Below are 19,336 nucleotides of genomic sequence, written 5' to 3'. Positions count from 1 at the left end.
GCCGTCAGGGGGTGGCGCAGTCCGGCAGCGCGGGTGGTGCAAAACGCATGGACTCCGGCGTGTAGGTTTCCACCACCACGCTGAACGGGATACCGGCCCCCGTGCGCAGCACCGCCACATGGCGGAACAGATAGGCGGGCAGGTCCAGTGCGTTGCCTGTCGCCGGCGGTAGCGTGGTGTGCCGCTGCCAGCCTTCGGGCAGGGGGGACCACAGCCCCTCGCGCAGGAGCAGTTGCCGCGAAAACGCCAAAGGCCGTACGATATGGCCAAAGGGAATGTCGGTTGTATCGAGCTGGTGGCGCATGGTTTCGCTCAGCAGGTCGGGGCGGTACCAGTTTTCCGCCTGGGAAAAAACCCGCCCGTCCGCCACAAGCCGTATGGTGCGGTAGCGCAGGGTCTGGGCCTGTGACCCGCCCAGCCCCAGGGCATCCAGGTAGGGGGCAGGGCAGGGGGGCTCAGTGGAGCCATGTCTTTCGGCCCGCAGGGGCAGGGAGGCGCGCATTCCGTTGTCGAGCAGCCATTGCTCGATTGTCAGCGTCGCGCTGCTGCCGGTCAGCAGTCTGTTTTCGAACTGGTTGATCAGGGCGGTCAGCATCAGCCTGTGCAAAGGCGTGTTCTGCCAGGTGCTGACGGGTCCGGGTGGCGTGCAAAGTTGGCTCATGGCGGCTTTATACCACGCGCTACCAGCCTGCGGGGCAGGTATTTCAGGGTTTCGTAAGGGCGGGCGGATGCGCTATGTAAGGATGGAAAGCCGGGTGCCAGACAGGCGTGGAGCGGTGGCCCGGTGGTTTATTCTTTAAGGGGAGGCACACGCAATGGCCTTGACGACGGCAAGTTTTATGGTTGACGGCATGACATGCGACGGATGCGTTTCCGCCGTGAAACGCGCCCTTGCCGCTATCGACGGTGTTGAAAGCACGGATGTGAATCTGGCGATCAACGAGGTCAAGGTCACGTATGACCCCGCACGGGCGGGTGTTTCCTCTCTTCGCAATGCCATTCGCGGCGCGGGTTACGAAGTCGGCTGAACCGGCGGCAGGCGACCACAGGGCAGGCAGGCGGTCTGGCTGACGGTCTTGGCCGAAGGTCAAGATCGGGCCGGTCGTCACTCCCGGGTGTGGCTTTTTGCCGCCGCACGGTGCTGCCATGCGCTGCGCGGAACGGGGGCGTGTCATACGCTCCCTAGCCGACACAGGCCGGACGTGGCACGATCTGTCGCCACCACCGGACGGCAGGTAACGCAGGGGCCATACAAGGGCCGCGTAGCCCGCAGGTGTGGCGACATTGCAAAAGCTGGAAACAAGGTACGCGGGTCGGTGACGCATATGATCAAAAAATTTGGCCTGGGGTTGCTGGCACTTGGTGGGGTGGCGCTTGGCGGCTGCTCGTCCGAGATCGGGCGTCTTCCCACTGACAGCGATGTCGGCTGCATGCGCAAGCAGATGGCGGGGCCGATGTTTCTCAGCTTTCCGCTGGCTGCGAACACCTGCGCGCGCATGACCAATAACGGCTTTGTCCTGACCGAAAAGAACGCAAAGCCTGTTCCGCTGAACCTGAAAGGCGCGCCCGACCTCCAGAAAATGGCGGACGACCACGGCTACAGCTACACACGCTGAAGCAGGATTATGCGGCTGCCGTGACGGGGGGTATTTCGTTCGGCTCGGATTCTGGCAGTCCATGCCGGTTCAGGCCTGTACGTGCCCCATGCCCGATGCCGCGTTGCGCTGCGTAAACTGACATAAAACGTATAAGGCCGTCACCGGCGGGGCGAAAAACCACCCCGCACGGGCGGCCTGCCTGTGGCACCGAACGGGCCCTGCGGCGTGTGCGCTCAGCTTTCCAGTTCGGTGTCCCAGTACAGATAGTCGCACCAGCTTTTATGCAGGTGATTGGGCGGGAAAGCCCGACCGTTTTCCTGTAGTTCCCACGATGTGGGGCGGCCCGGTGGGCGGCGCGGGATCATGCCGATGTGTTTGGGCATGTGCGGCCCCTTGCGCAGGTTGCACCCCCCGCACGCGGTCACGACGTTTTCCCAGCTTGTGCGGCCACCTTTGCAGCGGGGAATGACGTGGTCGAATGTCAGTTCCTGTGTGGGGTGGCGTTCCCCGCAATACTGGCAGGAAAAATTGTCCCGCAGGAACACATTGAACCGGGTGAAGGCGGGCTTGCGCGCTGCGGGAATAAAATCCTTCAGCGCAATGACGCTGGGCAGGCGGAATGTCTGCCGGGGGGAATGAACTTCCATGTCGTATTCATCCAGAACCGACACCCGGTCCAGACAGACCGCCTTGATCGCATCCTGCCAGGACCATAGAGAAAGCGGGAAATAGGACAGAGGCCGGAAATCGGCATTGAGGACCAGAGCCGGGAAATTCAGTATACTGCCATCCGCCAAGGCGTGCCTCCTCATCGGTCACGAGAACGCCGCTTTCCGGGGTCATGAACTCAGAGCCGACCGCGGGGAAGTGCGTCGTCGAGGTAAGTATCGAGCGGAGTATTGCAGACACGCAAGAACGTGGCAAGAAACAGTGAAGAATTAATATAAATACCATAATGTACTCGCGCGCGGTGGTGCAGGTGGTCGTATAGTCATGAAGTTTTCATTACATTCCAGTGTCTTGCCGGCCCATGCATGGCGTACGCGCTTTGCGCCCAGCCCCACGGGGCTGCTGCATCTGGGGCATGTCGCCTCCGCTTTTCATGGCTGGGCATATTCCCGCCCGGACGGCGCGTGGCTGCTCCGCCTGGAGGACATAGACCCCCAGCGCTGCAAGCCCGAGTTCGGCCAGGCGATACTGGATGATCTGGCCTGGCTGGGGCTGGTGCCCGATGGTCCGGTGCTGCGCCAGTCGGAGAACATGCCTGCGTACAGGCGCACGCTGGACCGTCTGGCCGGGCTTGGGGTGGTGTATCCGTGTTTTTGTACCCGTGCCGATATCGCGCGCGAAAGTGCGGCCATGTTCTCCGCCCCTCATACCGCACCGGATGGCGCGCTGCTGTATCCGGGGCGGTGCCGTACCCTGCCCGACGCACAGCGGAGGGAACGGCTGGCGCAGGGCCAGCCTTATGTGCTGCGGCTGGACATGGCGCGAGCACTTGAGCATGTGCGCCAGAGCCAGAGCCAGAGCCAGAGCCAGAGCCAGAGCCAGAGCCAGAGCCAGAGCCATAATTGCGGGCAGGGGACTGGCGGCGCATGGGCGCTTGCCTATCGCGATCTGGACCGCGGCACGGTCGCCTGCCGGCCCGAACTGTTTGGCGATGTCGTTCTGGCCCGGCGTGACGTGCCGGTCTCCTACCATCTGTGCGTCACCCATGATGATGCGGCACAGGGTATAACGCTTGTAACCCGCGGGGAGGACCTGCGCCCCGCGACCGACCTGCACCGCCTGTTGCAGGCTCTTATGGGCTGGCCTGTCCCGGCCTATGCGTTCCACCCGCTGTTATGCGATGGCACGGGGCGCAGGCTGGCCAAGCGCGACGGTGCGCTTGCGGTGCGGGCCATGCGCGAGGCCGGGCTTGCACCGGCCGATGTGCGCCGCCGCGCCGGTGTGCCTGACATGCCTGATATGCCGTAAAGCACTTGTCGGCGATCAGGGTAAAAAAAGGACGGGAGAGCAGAAAACACAGGTTCCGTCCGACAGGGAACACGATTAGTGTGTGCCGCTGAACGGCGAGCCGCTTTGTCTTGTGGGTGGGCCACCCCACCACCGTGGCAAGCCTGATGGAACCGTGTCGGAAAGATAAGAAACCATGAGCATTGTTGCTGACCGCCTGAACAGGATCAGCCCGAGCCAGACCATTGTTATTTCCACCCGCGCGCGCGCGCTCAAGGCAGAGGGGCGCGATATCGTCAGCCTGTCAGCCGGGGAACCGGATTTTCCGACCCCGCGCAACATTGCCGATGCCGCCGTCAAGGCCATCGCGGCCGGGCAGACACGCTATACCGACGTTGCCGGCACGCCCGAACTGCGCCGTGCCGTGGCCGAGCGGTTCCGCCTGGACAGCGGGCTGGACTACACGCTCGAGGAAGTCATTGTCTCCACCGGTGGCAAGCAGGTCATCTACAATGCGATGATGGCAAGCCTGAACCCCGGCGATGAAGCCATTATTCCTGCTCCGTGCTGGGTGTCCTATCCCGATATCGTCACCCTGGCCGAAGGCGTGCCGGTTATTGTACCCTGCCTGCGCGAAAACGATTTCCGTATCACCGCCGAACAGCTTGAAGCCGCCATTACGCCGCGCACCAAATGGTTCTTCCTGAACTCGCCGTGCAATCCGACCGGCGTGGCCTATTCGGCCGAGGACCTGCGCCCGCTGTGCGACGTGCTGCTGCGCCACCCGCATGTCTGGATCTTTACCGACGATATTTACGCCAAGCTGGCCTATGACGGTTTCCGTCCCGCGACCTTTGTCGAGGTCGAACCCCGGCTGCGCCCGCGCACCCTGACCATGAACGGCGTGTCCAAGGCCTATGCCATGACCGGCTGGCGTATCGGTTTTTCCGGCGCGCCTGTGGAACTGACCAAAGCCATGAACAAGCTGCAGGGCCAGTCCACCTCTAACCCGTGCTCCATAGCACAGGCGGCGGCGGTGGAAGCCCTGACCGGCCCGCAGGACTTTATCCAGACCATGGTGGCCACGTACCAGGACCGGCGCGACCTTGTGGTGTCCATGATCAACCAGGCCCGTGGCCTGCAATGCGCGACCCCGCAGGGCGCGTTCTATGTCTTCCCCAATATCGAGGCCTGCCTGGGCAGGACATCGCCGGGCGGAAAAACCCTGACAACGGACGAGGATTTCGTAACCGCCCTGCTGGAGGAAGAAGGCGTTGCCGCCGTTCATGGCTCCGCCTTCATGTATCCCGGTTATATGCGGATTTCCTACGCCACGGATACCGACAGCCTGCGCGACGCCTGCACGCGTATCCAGCGTTTCTGCGCGGGGATTGTGTAAGATCATGTCACGCACTTTCGCACAGTGTCTGCAGGGGCTGCCCGCCCCCGCCACGATTGAAATGGCCGCCCGCGCCCGCGCCCTGCGCGGGGAGGGCAAGTCCGTGATCTCCCTCGCCCTGGGCGAGCCGGATTTCGCGACGCCACCCGCCGTGGTGGAGGCCGCCTACCAGGCCGCCCGCGACGGGCAGACCAAATACCCGCCGATCGATGGCACCCCCGCGCTCAAGACCGCCATTGCCCGCAAGTTCGCGCGTGATAATGCGCTGGACTACGCTCCGTCGGAAATCATGGTGTCCAACGGCGGCAAGCAGGTCATTTTCAATGCCTTCATGGCAACGCTGAACCCGGGGGACGAGGTTGTCGTGCCTGCCCCGTACTGGGTCAGCTATCCGCTGATCGCGCGCATGTTCGGTGCAAAGCCGGTTTACGTTCCCTGCCGGGAGGAAGACGGTTTTCGCCTTCGGGCCGACACGCTGGCGGCCGCGCTGACACCCGCGACACGCTGGGTCGTGCTGAACTTTCCCTCCAACCCGACGGGTGCGGTCTGCACGATCGAGGACATGCAGGCCATAGCCGATGTGCTGCGCGCCTACCCCGATGTCTGGATCCTGTCTGACGAAATCTATGAACATCTGGTGTTCGATGGAGCGCAGGCAGTCTCCATCGCGGCGGTGGCCCCGGACCTGAAGGCCCGTACCATCACGCTCAACGGTGTGTCCAAGGCGTATGCCATGACGGGTTGGCGCGTGGGGTTTGCCGGTGGTCCGGCCGATCTGATCGCGGCCATGCGCACCGTGCAGGGTAACGCCACGTCTGGCGTGTGCTCCATAGCGCAGGCGGCGGCTGTGGCGGCGCTGGATGGCCCGCCCGACCTGGTGGATGAAATGGTTGCGGTCTACAGCCGCAGGCGGCGCAGCGTGGTGGAAGCCCTGCGCGCCGTACCGGGCCTGACCTGCGCCATGCCCGAAGGTGCGTTCTATGCCTATCCGGGTGTGGCGGCCTGCCTGGGGCGCAGAACAGCGGGCGGCACGGTGCTGGACACGGACCATGACTTTGCCATGGCCCTGCTGGAAGAGGAGTTCGTGGCCACGGTTCCGGGCAGCGCCTTCGGGTCTTCGCCCTACCTGCGTCTGTCCTGCGCCACGTCGGATGAGGACCTGCGCGAAGCCTGCGCGCGTATTGCCCGTTTTGTCGGCGGGTTGAGGTAACGTGGCACCCCCGGCGTGGTGACATGCCGGGGGTAGCGGTCCGGTTCAGGCGTTATTCGCGCAGGACGTTGCGGGTATAGCTCTGGGCCAGAAGAGTTGTGTTTTCGGCTTCGGGCAGGAGTCCGACAAGCTGGAGTTCGTCGCAGTACTGCGCAATCTGGTCGCGCAGGTTCTGGCCCAGCGCGGTCTGGATGGCGGGTGCGTCGTGCAGCATGGCGCGCGCGCTGGCGGGCGAGAGTTCGGGCATGTTACCCGCGATCAGTGTTGCGTCGTCGTCGCGGTGGGTGTTGGCCCAGCGCGCGGCGCTGTGCAGCGCCAGCACGAGCGAGGCGGCGGCGTCGGGGTCGGCCTGCAGGGCGTGATCGGACACACCCAGCACCAGGCTGGTGCGCTGGGCATAATGGCCCGAATTGCTGCCAGCCAGTTCCACAAACAGATCGGGTGCGGTTTGCAGCAGCAGCCAGCCATAGGGGTCGTGCGCTACAACCGCGTCGATCCGCTGGGCGCGCACGCTGTCCGCTATTTCGGCAAAGGGCAGGTCCACCCAGTTGATGCGGTTCAACGCATCCAGCCCCTTGCGACGCATCATGATGGAGAAAAACAGTTTGTCGGCCGCGTTCGAGTCCGGCATGGCGACATTGCGGCCCATAAGCTGGTCCAGTCGCGTAATGCCGCTGCTGCGTCGCACCAGCAGGCGGAAATAACCCGGCTGCACCCCCATGACGATATGGGCCGGAAGCCCCGCATGCAGATAGGGCAGCCATGTCAGCGCGGGGGCGACGGCGTAGTCGAATTCCCGGCGTTGCAGGGCCTCCAGCGTGTCGTGCCCGTTCATGGTCGCGGGGGCGATGTCGATATCGAGATTGTAGTGGTCGAAAAACCCTTTTTCGGCCGCTGCAACGTATACGGGGCAGTGCTCCGCCGCGGCCCATCCCAGCAGCAGCTTGCGGTACACCCCGTCGGGGTGCCGGTGCGGGCCGTGGAGGCGGTGCCGCCAGTGTTCGTAAAACACGGTTGCGGCGGTTCCCGCTGTGGCGAGCACGGCCGCTGACAGGACAGCGCGGCGGGATACGGAAGAGGGGCCACGGGTGGTCATACATCCTGCTTACTACGACTTGCCCCGCAGAGTCGTCTTGTTAAGGCCTGAAAAAGAAAAAAAATTCCTGAAAGGGGGTTTACGCGTTCAGCGTGGCTCGCTATACGGTGCCTCGCTGATCCCGAATAGCTCAGTTGGTAGAGCAAGCGACTGTTAATCGCTGGGTCGTAGGTTCGAGTCCTACTTCGGGAGCCAGCCTTTTTTCCTTGAAAATCAAGATGTTTCGCAAGGCAGGGTCAGTGTTCCGGCCTGCGGTCCCGCGTCGTTGCCCCCATGTCGGCCGTTGCCGGTATGTATGCGCGGCATATCGGCCGCAAACGGGCGTGGGCTCTGTATGGGCTGTCTGAAAACCCCGTTCCAGCCCCGAACAGGCGGTGTGTCGCACACCGCCCTGTGCAGGCCGCATCCTGGCCCCTTACGTAGGGCATGGGGCATGGTCGCGCGCCGGTTCCGGGCAATGCCGGTCCGGTCCGCCGGTTATCTGGGAAGGGCCGCAACCCCGGTCAGTTCCACGCGCCAGGCAGGGTTGGCCAGTCTGGCTTCCACCGTGGCGCGCGCGGGCTTGTTCGCACGGTCCAGCCACGCGTCCCATGCCCGGTTCATGCCCGCCATGTCGTTCATGTCGGCCAGAAAAATCTGAACGGAAAGCATGCGGCTCTTGTCCGTGCCGGCCTGGGCCAGCAGGGCGTCGACCTGGCGCAGGATATCTTCCATCTGGCCCTGTGCGTCCTGGCTGGGGTCGTCCGCGACCTGTCCGGCCAGGTGAACCAGCCCACCGTAAATGACGGCGCCGCTCAGGCGTTCTTCGGGTTCGAGGCGGATGATGCTCATGGTCCTGTGGTCCTTTCGGGTTTCAGAAAAACAGAAAAATCAGCCTGCTCAAAGTGTGGGCATGTTGTCGATCAGGCGGATGCCGTCCAGCGTTGCCGCGACGAACAGGCGTGTGCCGGGGCCTGCCTGGGTCGCGGGTTTGAGCGTGTCTTCGTGCATCAGGTCCAGGTAATGCACGTCAAACCCAGCGCTGGCCAATGTGGTGCGGCAGGTCTCAAGACTTGTGGGCACGGGCTGGCCCGCCCGCAGGGCGGCAAGGCAGGCCTTCAGGGCGGAGGGGAGTGTCGCGGCCTGCTGGCGGGCTGTCACGCTCAGCCGCCTGTTGCGCGATGACAGGGCCAGTCCGTCAGGGTCGCGTACGGTTGGCACGGGCAGGATCGAGACCGGCAGGTCCAGGTCCGCAACCAGCCGCCTGATAATGCCGAGCTGCTGGTAGTCCTTTTCGCCAAAGGCTGCGATATCGGCCCCACTCTGGAGCAGAAGCTTGGTGACAACCGTTGCCACGCCGTCAAAATGGCCCGGCCGGTCGGCCCCGCACAGCACCGTATCCATGCCCGAGATCAGCACGCGGGTGCAGAAACCCTGCGGGTACATTTCGTTTTCGTCGGGGGCGTAAAGTACATCCACGCCGCCGGTCTGTTCCAGCAGGGCGGCGTCGGCTTCCAGCCCGCGTGGATAGAGGCTGAAATCTTCGGGATTGTTGAACTGGATCGGGTTGACGAAAACGCTCACGATCCTGCGGGTGGCTTTGCCGTCCAGTGCGCGGACAAGGGCCATGTGGCCGTTATGGAGCGAGCCCATGGTGGGCACTACGCCAATTTTTTCTCCCTGCGCGTGCCAGTGCGTGACACGCTGGTGCAGTTCGGTCCTGGTTCTGACGATATCCATGAATTGCCCTGGAAAAAACGAAAGACAAAATGCCCGGACCTTGCGGAACGGGCTCGGTATGCTGCGGGTTTAGCGCTGTTTGTCCCGCGATTCCAGCAAGGCGTTTGCACCAGGCGCGGTGGGGCAGGGGGGTCGCGGCAAGGCTGTGCCGGAACTGGCCCGAATTGGCCCTCACTGGCCCTGAACTGGCCCCGGACTGGCCCAGCGGCAGCCAGTGAGGGCCAGTTCAGGCCGAACGGGGCCGGTAAGGGCCAGTTGGGTGGCGAACGAGGCCAAGTGGGGCGGGGCTTATCGCTGGCACCTGTGGGTAAGACCGGCAATGCGCGGGGGGCCTTTCGCGCGGGGTGGAACACATCCGGGCGGCGTGTTGTGCTCATGCGGTCGTGAAGAACCCTGCAGGCTGTGCTATGGTGCATGCCATGTCTCATGCCGATTTCGTTCACCTGCGTGTTCACTCCGCCTATTCACTCAGCCAGGGCGCGATCCGCGTTGCGGATATTGCCGCACTTGCGGGCGAAATGCGCATGCCCGCCGTAGCCATAACGGATTCGGGCAATCTGTTTGGCGCGCTGGAGTTCTCGCAATATTGCGCCAAGGGCGGTATCCAGCCGATTATCGGTTGCCAGATCGGCCTGCCCGCCCGCAACGACAAGCCCGGTGCCCCCGCCGAACCCGTTGTGCTGCTGGCCCAGAACGAGACCGGCCTTGCCAATCTGCAGATCCTGTCTTCGTCCGGGTTCCAGACGTCCGACCCGGCGGACCCGTTCGTCAGTCTCGACGTGCTGTGCGAACGGGCCGAAGGGCTGATGCTGCTGAGCGGGGGTACGCGCGGTCCGTTGTTCCAGATGCTGGCTGAAGGCCAGAGGGATGAGGCCGAACGCTGGCTGTCCCGCCTGCATGAAGCCTATGGCGACAGGCTGATCGTGGAACTGCACCGCCACGGCCTGGCGGTGGAAAAAGCGGTCGAACCCGGCGTTCTGGGCCTGGCCGACCGCTTCGGCCTGCCCCTTGTCGCGACAAATGAATGCTTTTTCCCCAAACCTGACATGTACGAGGCCCATGACGCGCTGATCTGCATCGCGCAGGGGCGTACCATGGCGGAAAAAGACCGCTTTCGCGTAACACCCGAACACTGGTTCAAGCCGCCCGAGATGATGCGGGCCCTGTTCGCCGACCTGCCCGAAGCGTGCGACAATACGCTTGAGATTGCCCGGCGCTGCGCCATCAAGGTCGAAACCTGCAAGCCCCTGCTGCCGGTCTGCCCCAAGGTGCGCGAAGGGGCGACAGAGGACGAAACCCTGCGCGCCATGGCGCGTGAAGGGCTGGAACGGCGCTTTGCCGCCATGCAGGCCGATGACGCCACCCAGGAACGCTACCGCGAACGACTGGCGTTCGAGCTTGATATCATCGCCAAGATGGGGTTTCCCGGCTACTTCATGATCGTGGCCGACTTCATCCAGTGGGCCAAGGCGCATGATATTCCCGTAGGGCCGGGGCGTGGGTCGGGGGCAGGGTCGCTGGCCGCCTGGGCGCTGACCATTACCGATATCGACCCCCTGCCTTTCAACCTGCTGTTCGAGCGCTTTCTCAACCCCGAACGCGTGTCCATGCCTGACTTCGATATCGATTTCTGCCAGGACCGGCGTGACGAAGTCATAGCCTATGTCCGGCGGGAATACGGGGCGGACCGTGTCGCCCAGATCATCACCTTCGGTAAGTTGCAGGCCCGTGCGGCCGTGCGTGACGTGGGGCGTGTGCTGGGGCTGCCTTATGGCATGGTCAACCGTGTGGCCGAGCTTATTCCCAACAACCCCGCCAAGCCCGTGACCCTGAAGGACGCGATCGCGGGGGAGCCCAAGCTACAGGAAATGCGCGACGGCGATGAAGCCATGCGCAGGCTGATGGAAATTGCCCAGCAGCTTGAAGGCCTGTACCGCCACGCCAGTACGCACGCCGCCGGTGTCGTGATCGGGGACCGCCCGCTGGTGGACCTTGTGCCGCTGTACCGCGACCCGAAAAGCGATACGCTGGTCACGCAGTACAACATGAAATTTGTCGAACAGGCGGGGCTGGTCAAGTTCGACTTTCTGGGTCTGACGACGCTGACAATCCTGCGGCGCGGGGTGGATTTCATCAGCCGGATGGGCCAGAGCGTCGACCTGAGCAGCATCCCGCTCGATGACCCCGCGACGTACGACATGCTCAGCCGGGGTGACACGGCGGGCGTGTTCCAGTTCGAAGGCGCGGGCATGCGCGACGTGCTCAAGCAGATGCGCCCCACAAGGCTGGAAGACCTGATTGCCGCCGTGGCCCTGTACCGGCCCGGACCCATGGCGAATATTCCCGATTACTGTCGCCGCAAGCATGGCGAGGCCTGGGAACCCCCGCACGAGGAAATTCGCGATATCCTGGAAGAGACCTACGGTATCATGGTCTATCAGGAACAGGTCATGCAGATCGCCCAGAAAATGGCGGGCTACAGCCTGGGTGCCGCCGACCTGCTGCGCCGCGCCATGGGCAAGAAAATCCGCGCGGAAATGGACCACCAGCGCGCGATTTTTACCGATGGCGCCATGGGGCGTGGCATTGCCAAGGACAAGGCTGTCGAGGTGTTCGACCTGATGGCCAAATTTGCCGATTACGGCTTCAACAAATCCCATGCGGCGGCCTATGCGCTGGTGTCCTACCAGACAGCGTGGATGAAGGCGAACCACCCTGTGGCCTTTCTGGCCGCCTGCATGTCGCTCGCGCGGGAAAAAACGGAAAAGCTCGCAGCCCTGCGGCAGGAAGCCGAACGCATGGGTATTGCGGTCCTGCCGCCGGACATCAACCGGTCCGAGGCCGATTTTTCGGTCGAACAGGTGGAGGACGGCAAATACGGTATCCGCTACGCACTGGCCGCGATCAAGAAAGTGGGTTTCAGCGCGATGGAGGCGCTGGTGGCGGCGCGCAACGGCAAGCCCTTTACCGATCCGGTCGATTTCGCAACCCGGATAGACCCGCGCCAGATCAACCGCATGCAGGTGGAAAATCTGGCCAAGGCCGGTGCGTTCGAATGTATCGAACCCAACCGTGCGCGGTTGTTCCATTCGGCGGATGTCATTCTGCGCCGTGCCCATGCCCAGGCGCAGGAGGCAGCGTCGGGCCAGATCGGGCTGTTTGGCGGCGGGGGCGAGAAGGAACCCCTGCGGCTGGATACCAGCCCCGACTGGCCGGAATTCGAACGCCTGGCCATGGAGGCCGAGGCCGTGGGCTTTCACATGACGGCCCACCCGCTGGATTCCTACGGGTTGGTGCTGCGCAAGCTCGGGGTTACGCGGGCGTCGCAACTGCTGGCGGTGGCTGAAGCGGGTGTAAGCCGCGTAAAGATCGCGGGCTGTGTTGTCGACCGCAAGGAACGCCCCACCCGTACGGGTAATAAAATGGCCTGGGTGCGCCTGTCCGATGCATCGGGCGGGTGCGAAGTCACGGTTTTTTCCGAAGTGCTGGGCCGTGTGCGCGAAATTCTGGTGGCGGGGGCCGCCGTGCTGGTTAGTGCGGAACTCAAGCTCGAAGGCGAGGCCCTGCGCATTACCGCCACCGATATTGTGGAACTGGAACAGGCCGCCGCCCAGCGGCAGAGCGAACTGCGCATCTGGCTGGAGCGCGAGGACGCCCTGCCGCAGTTGCAGACCGCCCTACAGGACCAGAAAGGCGGGGCAGGGCGCATTGTGCTGCTGCCGGGCGTGACCGACAGTTGCGATGTGGAAATCCGCCTGCGCGGGGGCTACCGTGTCACGCCGCTGCTGGGGCAGAAACTGCGCACCCTGCCCGGTATCTCACGCGTGGAGCAGGTCTGATCCGTGACATGGGTGCGGGATCTGCCATGGCGTGAGCCGGATACGGTTCTGGCGCTCTGGGGGCATGACGCATGGTGTGCGCTGCTCGACAGCGGCGGCACGCTGGAGGCGCGCAGCAGGTGGCGAATTTTCTGCCGCAGGCCCCGTCATGTGCTGACCGCGTGGCCTACCCATGCGCAATGCGACGGCGTGGCGCTGGATTGTAAAACCCCGCATGAAATTCTTAATTATTTGAGAAATATCCTGCCCCGTCAGGCTGGCCCCGCCGGTCTGGAGCCTGCGGGGTTGCCCTTTGTCGGGGGGCTGGTGGGCTTTGCCGGCTACGGTTTCGGACTGGGGCTGGAGGGAGTACCCTCACGCCATGAAGGGGCAGAAGAACCCTGGCTGGCGGCGGCACTCTACGATCATGCATTTTTGTGGGACAGGAAGGAAAAGCGCTGTTATATAGCCGGGTTTTCCATCAACGGGCTGGATGATGAAGCGCGCGGGCTTGCCGTTGCCCAGTGGTGCGCCCTGCCGGTCCATGCCATGGACCTGCCCCCCATGCCCGATCTGCCCCTTGCGGCCGACCAGAGCCCACAGGACTATTGCAAGATGGTGGCGCGGGCCAGGGATTATATTGCCGCGGGCGATATTTTTCAGGTCAATATCACGGCGCGACATACGGTCCGTGTGCCGGCCAGCCTGCGGGATGTGGATATTTACCGGCATCTGCGTCGCCATGCGCCCGCCCCTTTCGGGGCTTATCTGTCCTGCGGGCCGGATTTTGCGCTTCTTTCCTGTTCGCCCGAACGTTTTCTCAATGTCAGTTCAGGCGGGGAGATCACGTCGCGCCCCATCAAGGGCACGGCCCCGCGCGGTGCGACAGCGCATGAAGACGAAAAACTGGCGCGCTGGCTTGCACAAAACGAAAAAGAATGCGCCGAAAATCTGATGATTGTCGATCTCATGCGTCACGATATCGGGCGTGTGGCTGAAATCGGCAGTGTGCGCGTTCCCGAGTTCCTGCATGTGGAACGCTTTGCCCATGTGCATCATCTGGTATCCGAGGTGCGGGGTATGTTAAAGGTGGGGCATGACGTGTTCGACCTGCTGGCCGCCACCCTGCCGCCCGGTTCGGTCACGGGTGCGCCCAAGCACCGGGCGGTGGAAATTATCGATGAACTGGAAGCCTCGGCCAGGGGGGCTTATTGCGGCACGGTGTTCCGGGTCGGGTGCGATGGCGGCATGGACAGTTCGGTCATTATCCGCAGCTTTGCCCGCACGGGCCAGGTTCTGGCCATAGGCACAGGTGGCGGTATTACGATTTTGTCAGACCCACAAAAGGAATATGAGGAAATGTGTCTGAAGCTTGTTCCCTTTACGGCGTTCGCGCAGCAGGCATGAGCATCATCTGGCACAACGGCGTGCTCTGCCCGCTGGAACAGGCGCGTATCAGCCCCATGGACCGGGGTTATACGTTGGGTGATGGCCTGTTCGAGACCATGCGTGTACGGGCGGGCTGCGTCATGAACCTGTATGCGCATATGCGCAGGCTGGCGGAAGGCGGGCGGGTGCTGAACCTTGCCGTACCCGACACGGCCACGGTGCGCCAGGCGGCGGCCGACCTTGCGGAGGCCATAGGGCTGGTGGAAGGTGCGATGCGCCTGACCGTAACCCGGGGGGAAGGCCCCCGTGGCCTGCTGCCCGCGCAGGATGCGGCCCCCACCATGACATTGGTGGCCAGCACGGGCGGTTTTGCCGTGTCGGAAGCACGGGTCATGACATCGCGCCTGATCCGGCGCGACGAAACGTCTCCCCTGTCACGGATCAAGAGCCTGAACTACCTGCCATCCATTCTCGCCCGGCAGGAAGCTGCCCGCGCCGGGGCCGATGACGCGCTGCTGCTCAATGTCGCCGGGCGGGTTGCGGAAAGCACGGTGGGCACCCTTGTCATCGCGGCGGATGACGGATTGCTGACCCCGCCAGTGGCGGACGGCGCGCTGCCGGGCGTGGCGCGGGGTGTGCTGATCGGCCAGGGCATGCTGCGCGAACACCCGCTGGACACGGAACAGATCCTGTGGGCCCATGGCGCATGGCTGGTCAATACGCTGTCGCTGCGGGTCATGACCCGGCTGGACACTCAGGTCATGGCACAGGATGCGGATATGACCCGCAGGATCGTGGACTGCCTGCAGCAGGGCGAATAGGGCGCGGTGCTGGCGTCATGCCGGGGTGCCGGGGCCTTTGGGGCCTGCCGTGTGGTTGCCGGGCAGTGCGCGGCGCGCGGGGCAAGGGGTGATCTGGCATGCAGCCAGGGGGCTTGCCCGCGGGGGGTGAGGGGGTAATCGTGCGCTGCGGTTTGCAGGCCCGGCGCGCACGCGTCCGAAAGGCCTGTGAGCATGCGTAAAAAAGGAGATCCCCATGCAGGTGGACACGATGGCGCAAAACACGGCAGGTCATGCCGCCGGTCACGGCGCGGCGCAGGCACCCCGGCCCGATCTGCGCCGGATCGATTGCGACCCCGATTTCTGGTACCCTGTTGCATGGTCGCGCAAGGTCCGGCCGGGCAAGGCGTTTGCAGCGCGCTATGCAGGCCACCCCATAGCCCTTATCCGCCCCGAACACGGCCCGGTTTACGCGCTGGAAGACCGCTGCGCCCACCGGCAGGTGCCGCTCAGCAAAGGGGTGGTGGACGAGGCCGGCTGTGTCAAATGCTGCTACCATGGCTGGGCGTTCGACCGTCAGGGCAAATGCGTGACCGTACCCTACCTGAACCGCGACGGCGTGGGGCGGCCGGTGCGCGCCTATCCCTGCCGCGAAAAAGACGGGCTTATCTTTATATTCCCCGGTGACCCGGCGCTGGCCGCGCAGGTGCCCGTGCCGGATGTGGCGCAGGTGGGCAACCCCGAGTTCAAGACCCGCACGTTCAGCCCCAGGCTGAAATGCCATTACACCTTCATGCATGAAAACCTGATGGACATGAACCATCAGTTCCTGCACCGCCGCCAGATGGGCTCCATCACGGCGCGTTTCATGGGGCAGGACGAAGGGGCGGGCTTTCTGGAGGCGCGTTACAGCTTTGCCCGCAAGGGCGGCAACCAGCCTCTGGCCGAAGCGCTGATTTTCGGCCGCCACCATGATACCGAAGGCCGCGAACAGCCGGTGGAGGAAATTGTCTCCGTCCGCACCACCTATCCCTACCAGACACTGAAAATCCACGACAAGGATGGCGATCTGATCATGGATCTGTGGGTGTGCTACCTGCCATTGGGCGACGCCCAGCAGGTGACGCAGGCTTTCGGGCTGCTTTCGGTCAAAAAGCCCAGATGGGCGTTCCTGCTCGATCTCGCATGGCCAGCCCTCGGGCTGTTCACGCACCGCATTTTCGAGGAAGACCGCGAGATCGTGGAAATGGAGCAGCAGGCCTGGCGTGAACTGGGCGGGGACCGCAATGTGGAGGTGTTTCCCGTTGTCAGGAAACTGCGCGCCCTGCTGGCGGCCAGCGGCGTACCCAACAGGGCGGCCTTTCCGGCCGGGTAGGTGCGCGGACAGGCGCGCCCGTCATGGACGGCGGACCATGGGCGGGTGGTTTTTGGTCTTGCCTGAACGGACAAAAAAAGCCATACAGGCGCCGCTCGGCACAGGCCGGGACGACGCACGCGGGGCCATTCCACCTCTGGTGTCCAGCCGAAAGGCCGGGCAGCGCCCTGCGGAGGATCAACCAGAACAGGTAGGATACGCCCCATGGCGATGCCCGATTTCACACTGCGCCAGCTCCTTGAAGCCGGTGTTCACTTTGGTCACCACACCCGCCGGTGGAACCCGCGCATGGCGCCGTACCTTTTCGGCGTGCGCAACCAGGTTCACATTATCGACCTGCAGCAGACGGTCGGCCTGCTCGACCGCGCCCTGAAGGCGATTCGTGACGGCGTTGCCGGTGGTGGCCGCGTTCTGTTCGTCGGCACCAAGCGCGCCGCACAGGACCCGATCGCTGAAGCAGCCCGCCGCTGCGGTCAGTATTATGTCAACCATCGCTGGCTGGGCGGCATGCTCACCAACTGGAAGACCATTCAGGGCTCCATCAAGCGTCTGCGCCAGATCGAGGAAATGCTTGAAGGCGGCACCTCGGGCCTGACCAAAAAGGAAATCCTGGACCTGACCCGTCAGCGCGACAAGCTGGAACGCTCGCTCGGCGGTATCAAGGAAATGGGTGGCCTGCCCGACATCCTGTTCGTGATCGACACGAACAAGGAAAAGCTGGCCATTGAAGAAGCCAACAAGCTGGGTATCCCGGTTGTTGCGATTCTGGACAGCAACTCCGACCCGCGTGGCGTTACCTATCCGGTGCCGGGCAATGATGACGCGATTCGCGCCATTGGCCTGTATTGCGATCTGGTCTCCGCCTCCGTGCTGGATGGTATCTCGGCCGAGCTGGGTGCATCCGGCGCTGACGTGGGTGCTTCCGAGGACCTGCCGGTTGAACCCGCCCTGGAAGCGGCCCCGGCGGACGCCCCGGCGGCAGGCTGAGCCTTTTGTGAAACGGCCCGGCCAGCAGCCGGGCCGTTTACATATATGACGACCCGCTTTCCAGGCGGGTGGGCGAACAGGCCGGCGCGCCCCTGACATGGGGCGCGTTCCGGTTTTAAAGGGAGTATGAAGCATGGCGGAAATTACCGCTGCACTGGTCAAGGACCTGCGCGAAAAAACCGGCGCGGGCATGATGGACTGCAAAAAAGCCCTGAACGAAGCCAACGGCGATATCGAAGCCGCCATCGACTGGCTGCGCACCAAGGGCCTTGCCGCCGCCGCCAAGAAGTCCGGTCGTGTCGCGGCTGAAGGTCTGGTGGCTGTGGCCTCTGGCGACAAGTCGGCTGCCATGGTCGAAGTGAATGCCGAAACCGACTTCGTTGCCCGTAACGAAGCGTTCCAGAACTTTGTCGAAGCGACCGCCAAGGTAGCGCTCAAGGTCGGTGAAGACCTTGAAGCCATCAAGGGCACCATGCTCGACACCGGCCGCACCGTGGCTGACGAACTGACGCACCTGATCGCCACGATCGGTGAGAACATGTCCCTGCGCCGCGCGCGCGTGTTCACTGTGCCGTCCGGCGTGGTGGCAACCTACGTGCATGGCGCGCTGCGTCCGGGCCTTGGCAAGATCGGCGTTCTGGCTGCGATCGAAGCCCCGACCCCGTCCGATGCGATCGAGACGCTGGGCCGCCAGATCGGCATGCATGTTGCCGCGACCCGTCCGTCCTCCCTGGACACGGACAGCCTGGACCCGGCCGAAATCGAGCGCGAACGCGCCGTGCTGGTCGAACAGTCCCGCGCGTCCGGCAAGCCCGAAGCCATTATCGAAAAAATGGTCGAAGGCCGTATCCGCAAGTTCTACGAAGAAGTCGTGCTTCTGGAACAGGTCTGGGTGCATGACGGTGAAACCCGCGTGAAGGACGTGGTCAAGAAGGCAGGCGTGAAGCTGGCCGGTTTCGACCGTTTCCAGCTTGGCGAAGGCATTGAAAAGACCGTGGACGATTTCGCGGCTGAAGTTGCCAAGGTCGCTGGCGTGTAAGTCCCGCGCGGATTTGCAGTGATGATGCGCGAGGGCGGGATGTCTCTGGATACGGAGGCTCCCGCCCTTGTCGTTTTTGTGGGTCCGTCGGGCGAAAGCGGTGCCCGGGTTCATGTCCTGACCGAGGCCGACGGCCTTGTGCGTGGCCTGGCCTATGGCGGCGCCAGCCGGGCCGGGCGTGGCGTGTGGCAGCCGGGCAATGTGGTGAAAACCCGCATGCAGCGCCGGACGGAAAGCAGCCCGTGCCGCCTTTCGGGCGAGGTGCTGTACGGCTGCACCGCCCGGCTGTTTTCTGCCCCGCTGGCCATGGCCATGGCGGTTGCCACCTGTGCGCTGGCCGACGCCACCCTGCCTGAACGCGAACCCTGTCCACCCCTGTTCGGTGAGACAATCCGGCTTATGACTTTTCTGGGTTACGACCCCGTTGTGGCCGAACGGGAGGCCATGCCCCAGTATATAAGGTGGGAACTGGCCCTGCTGCGCACGCTGGGCTTCGGGCTCGATCTTGAGAACTGCGCGCTGACCGGGCAGCGCGACGGGCTGGCTTATGTCTCCCCCCGCAGCGGGCGGGCGGTCAGCGCGGCTGCCGCTGCCCCCTGGAAGGAGCGCCTGCTGCCGCTTCCGTCCTTTCTGCTTAATGCCGATGAAACCGGCACCCCCCATGACTGGGCGCAGGGCCTGCGGCTGAGCGGGCATTTTCTTGCGCGTGACGCCTTCGGGCAGCGGCACCTGCCTCTGCCCGCCGCCCGGCAACGCCTTGTCGAACGGGTGGAAAAACTGGCGGCCGAGGAGGCGAGCATCCCCACGGGCGACAGGACTGACCCGGCCACAGGGGCACAAACACCAGAACCAGGATGATCCGGTGGCAGCCTTCGGGCAAGGGGGCAGGTTGCCTCATGCCCGGGTAACGGGAATAACGCCTCCACGCCTCCACGCCTCCACGCCTCCACGCCTCCACGCCTCCACGCCTC

The 19,336-nt window shown here is 63.9% G+C and carries 17 protein-coding genes and 1 tRNA gene; 13 read left to right on the top strand and 5 right to left on the bottom strand.

Features of this window, described 5'->3' with window-relative positions; genetic code table 11:
- Positions 1 to 4: 4 nt before the first annotated feature.
- Positions 5 to 661 carry a hypothetical protein gene (locus ABF990_RS07925; protein ID WP_415500699.1) on the bottom strand — a complete coding sequence of 219 codons (657 nt, stop codon included), beginning with the start codon at positions 659 to 661 and terminating at the stop codon, positions 5 to 7.
- Between the two features lie 154 nt (positions 662 to 815).
- Between ABF990_RS07925 and ABF990_RS07920 the strand changes: the two genes are divergently transcribed.
- Entirely contained in the window at positions 816 to 1,028 is a 213-nt protein-coding gene (locus ABF990_RS07920) for a heavy-metal-associated domain-containing protein (RefSeq protein WP_415491003.1), read from the top strand.
- Positions 1,029 to 1,325: 297 nt separating this feature from the next.
- Positions 1,326 to 1,616, top strand: a complete 291-nt coding sequence (locus ABF990_RS07915; RefSeq protein WP_415491004.1) for a hypothetical protein — start codon at positions 1,326 to 1,328, stop codon at positions 1,614 to 1,616.
- Positions 1,617 to 1,831: 215 nt separating this feature from the next.
- On the opposite strand, the gene ABF990_RS07910 is transcribed toward ABF990_RS07915, so the two are convergent.
- Positions 1,832 to 2,395: an HNH endonuclease gene (locus tag ABF990_RS07910; protein WP_415491005.1), complete on the bottom strand. Its 564-nt coding sequence runs from the start codon at positions 2,393 to 2,395 to the stop codon at positions 1,832 to 1,834.
- Between the two features lie 196 nt (positions 2,396 to 2,591).
- Here ABF990_RS07910 and gluQRS point away from each other — a divergent pair, with 196 nt between their 5' ends.
- The 3 genes from gluQRS to ABF990_RS07895 all read left to right on the top strand — a co-directional run bounded on the left by gluQRS (position 2,592) and on the right by ABF990_RS07895 (position 6,163).
- Positions 2,592 to 3,575, top strand: coding sequence for a tRNA glutamyl-Q(34) synthetase GluQRS (gluQRS, locus tag ABF990_RS07905; RefSeq protein WP_415500700.1), 984 nt, complete (start codon positions 2,592 to 2,594; stop codon positions 3,573 to 3,575).
- Between the two features lie 175 nt (positions 3,576 to 3,750).
- On the top strand, positions 3,751 to 4,953 hold the full coding sequence (locus ABF990_RS07900; protein ID WP_415500701.1) for a pyridoxal phosphate-dependent aminotransferase: 1,203 nt from the start codon (positions 3,751 to 3,753) through the stop codon (positions 4,951 to 4,953).
- A gap of 4 nt (positions 4,954 to 4,957) precedes the next feature.
- Complete coding sequence (locus tag ABF990_RS07895; RefSeq protein ID WP_415491009.1) at positions 4,958 to 6,163, top strand: pyridoxal phosphate-dependent aminotransferase; 1,206 nt, start codon at positions 4,958 to 4,960, stop codon at positions 6,161 to 6,163.
- A gap of 52 nt (positions 6,164 to 6,215) precedes the next feature.
- On the opposite strand, the gene ABF990_RS07890 is transcribed toward ABF990_RS07895, so the two are convergent.
- Positions 6,216 to 7,259, bottom strand: coding sequence for an ABC transporter substrate-binding protein (locus ABF990_RS07890; RefSeq protein WP_415491010.1), 1,044 nt, complete (start codon positions 7,257 to 7,259; stop codon positions 6,216 to 6,218).
- A 119-nt stretch (positions 7,260 to 7,378) separates the two neighbouring features.
- On the opposite strand from ABF990_RS07890, the gene ABF990_RS07885 reads away from it, so the two are divergent.
- Positions 7,379 to 7,454 (top strand) — tRNA-Asn (locus tag ABF990_RS07885).
- Positions 7,455 to 7,736: 282 nt separating this feature from the next.
- Here ABF990_RS07885 and ABF990_RS07880 read toward each other — a convergent pair.
- Both ABF990_RS07880 and panC read right to left on the bottom strand, forming a co-directional pair.
- A complete protein-coding gene (locus ABF990_RS07880) occupies positions 7,737 to 8,090 on the bottom strand; it encodes a RidA family protein (RefSeq protein ID WP_415491011.1) in 354 nt (117 codons plus the stop codon).
- Positions 8,091 to 8,138: 48 nt separating this feature from the next.
- Positions 8,139 to 8,978, bottom strand: coding sequence for a pantoate--beta-alanine ligase (gene panC / locus ABF990_RS07875; RefSeq protein ID WP_415491012.1), 840 nt, complete (start codon positions 8,976 to 8,978; stop codon positions 8,139 to 8,141).
- A 419-nt stretch (positions 8,979 to 9,397) separates the two neighbouring features.
- On the opposite strand from panC, the gene dnaE reads away from it, so the two are divergent.
- From dnaE to recO, 7 genes are all read left to right on the top strand, one after another.
- Positions 9,398 to 12,817, top strand: coding sequence for a DNA polymerase III subunit alpha (gene dnaE / locus ABF990_RS07870; protein WP_415491013.1), 3,420 nt, complete (start codon positions 9,398 to 9,400; stop codon positions 12,815 to 12,817).
- Positions 12,818 to 12,820: 3 nt separating this feature from the next.
- Positions 12,821 to 14,203: an anthranilate synthase component I family protein gene (locus tag ABF990_RS07865; RefSeq protein WP_415491014.1), complete on the top strand. Its 1,383-nt coding sequence runs from the start codon at positions 12,821 to 12,823 to the stop codon at positions 14,201 to 14,203.
- Positions 14,200 to 15,006 (top strand): aminotransferase class IV, encoded by an 807-nt coding sequence (locus ABF990_RS07860; RefSeq protein ID WP_415491015.1) that lies wholly within the window; start codon positions 14,200 to 14,202, stop codon positions 15,004 to 15,006. The genes ABF990_RS07865 and ABF990_RS07860 overlap by 4 nt, the downstream gene beginning before the upstream one ends.
- Positions 15,007 to 15,235: 229 nt before the next feature.
- The gene (locus ABF990_RS07855; RefSeq protein ID WP_415491025.1) at positions 15,236 to 16,339 is read left to right on the top strand and encodes a Rieske 2Fe-2S domain-containing protein; all 1,104 of its coding nucleotides are present in this window, start codon (positions 15,236 to 15,238) and stop codon (positions 16,337 to 16,339) included.
- Positions 16,340 to 16,543: 204 nt separating this feature from the next.
- Entirely contained in the window at positions 16,544 to 17,326 is a 783-nt protein-coding gene (rpsB, locus tag ABF990_RS07850; RefSeq protein WP_415491016.1) for a 30S ribosomal protein S2, read from the top strand.
- A gap of 133 nt (positions 17,327 to 17,459) precedes the next feature.
- The gene (gene tsf, locus ABF990_RS07845; RefSeq protein ID WP_415491017.1) at positions 17,460 to 18,365 is read left to right on the top strand and encodes a translation elongation factor Ts; all 906 of its coding nucleotides are present in this window, start codon (positions 17,460 to 17,462) and stop codon (positions 18,363 to 18,365) included.
- A 45-nt stretch (positions 18,366 to 18,410) separates the two neighbouring features.
- Positions 18,411 to 19,223, top strand: a complete 813-nt coding sequence (gene recO, locus ABF990_RS07840; RefSeq protein ID WP_415491026.1) for a DNA repair protein RecO — start codon at positions 18,411 to 18,413, stop codon at positions 19,221 to 19,223.
- The last annotated feature ends 113 nt before the right edge of the window (positions 19,224 to 19,336 follow it).

It is taken from the genome of Acetobacter sp., from assembly GCF_047723915.1.
Lineage (GTDB): Bacteria > Pseudomonadota > Alphaproteobacteria > Acetobacterales > Acetobacteraceae > Acetobacter.
Note: the sequence above shows the minus strand (reverse complement) of the source record. Positions and strands in the feature narration are given on the sequence as shown.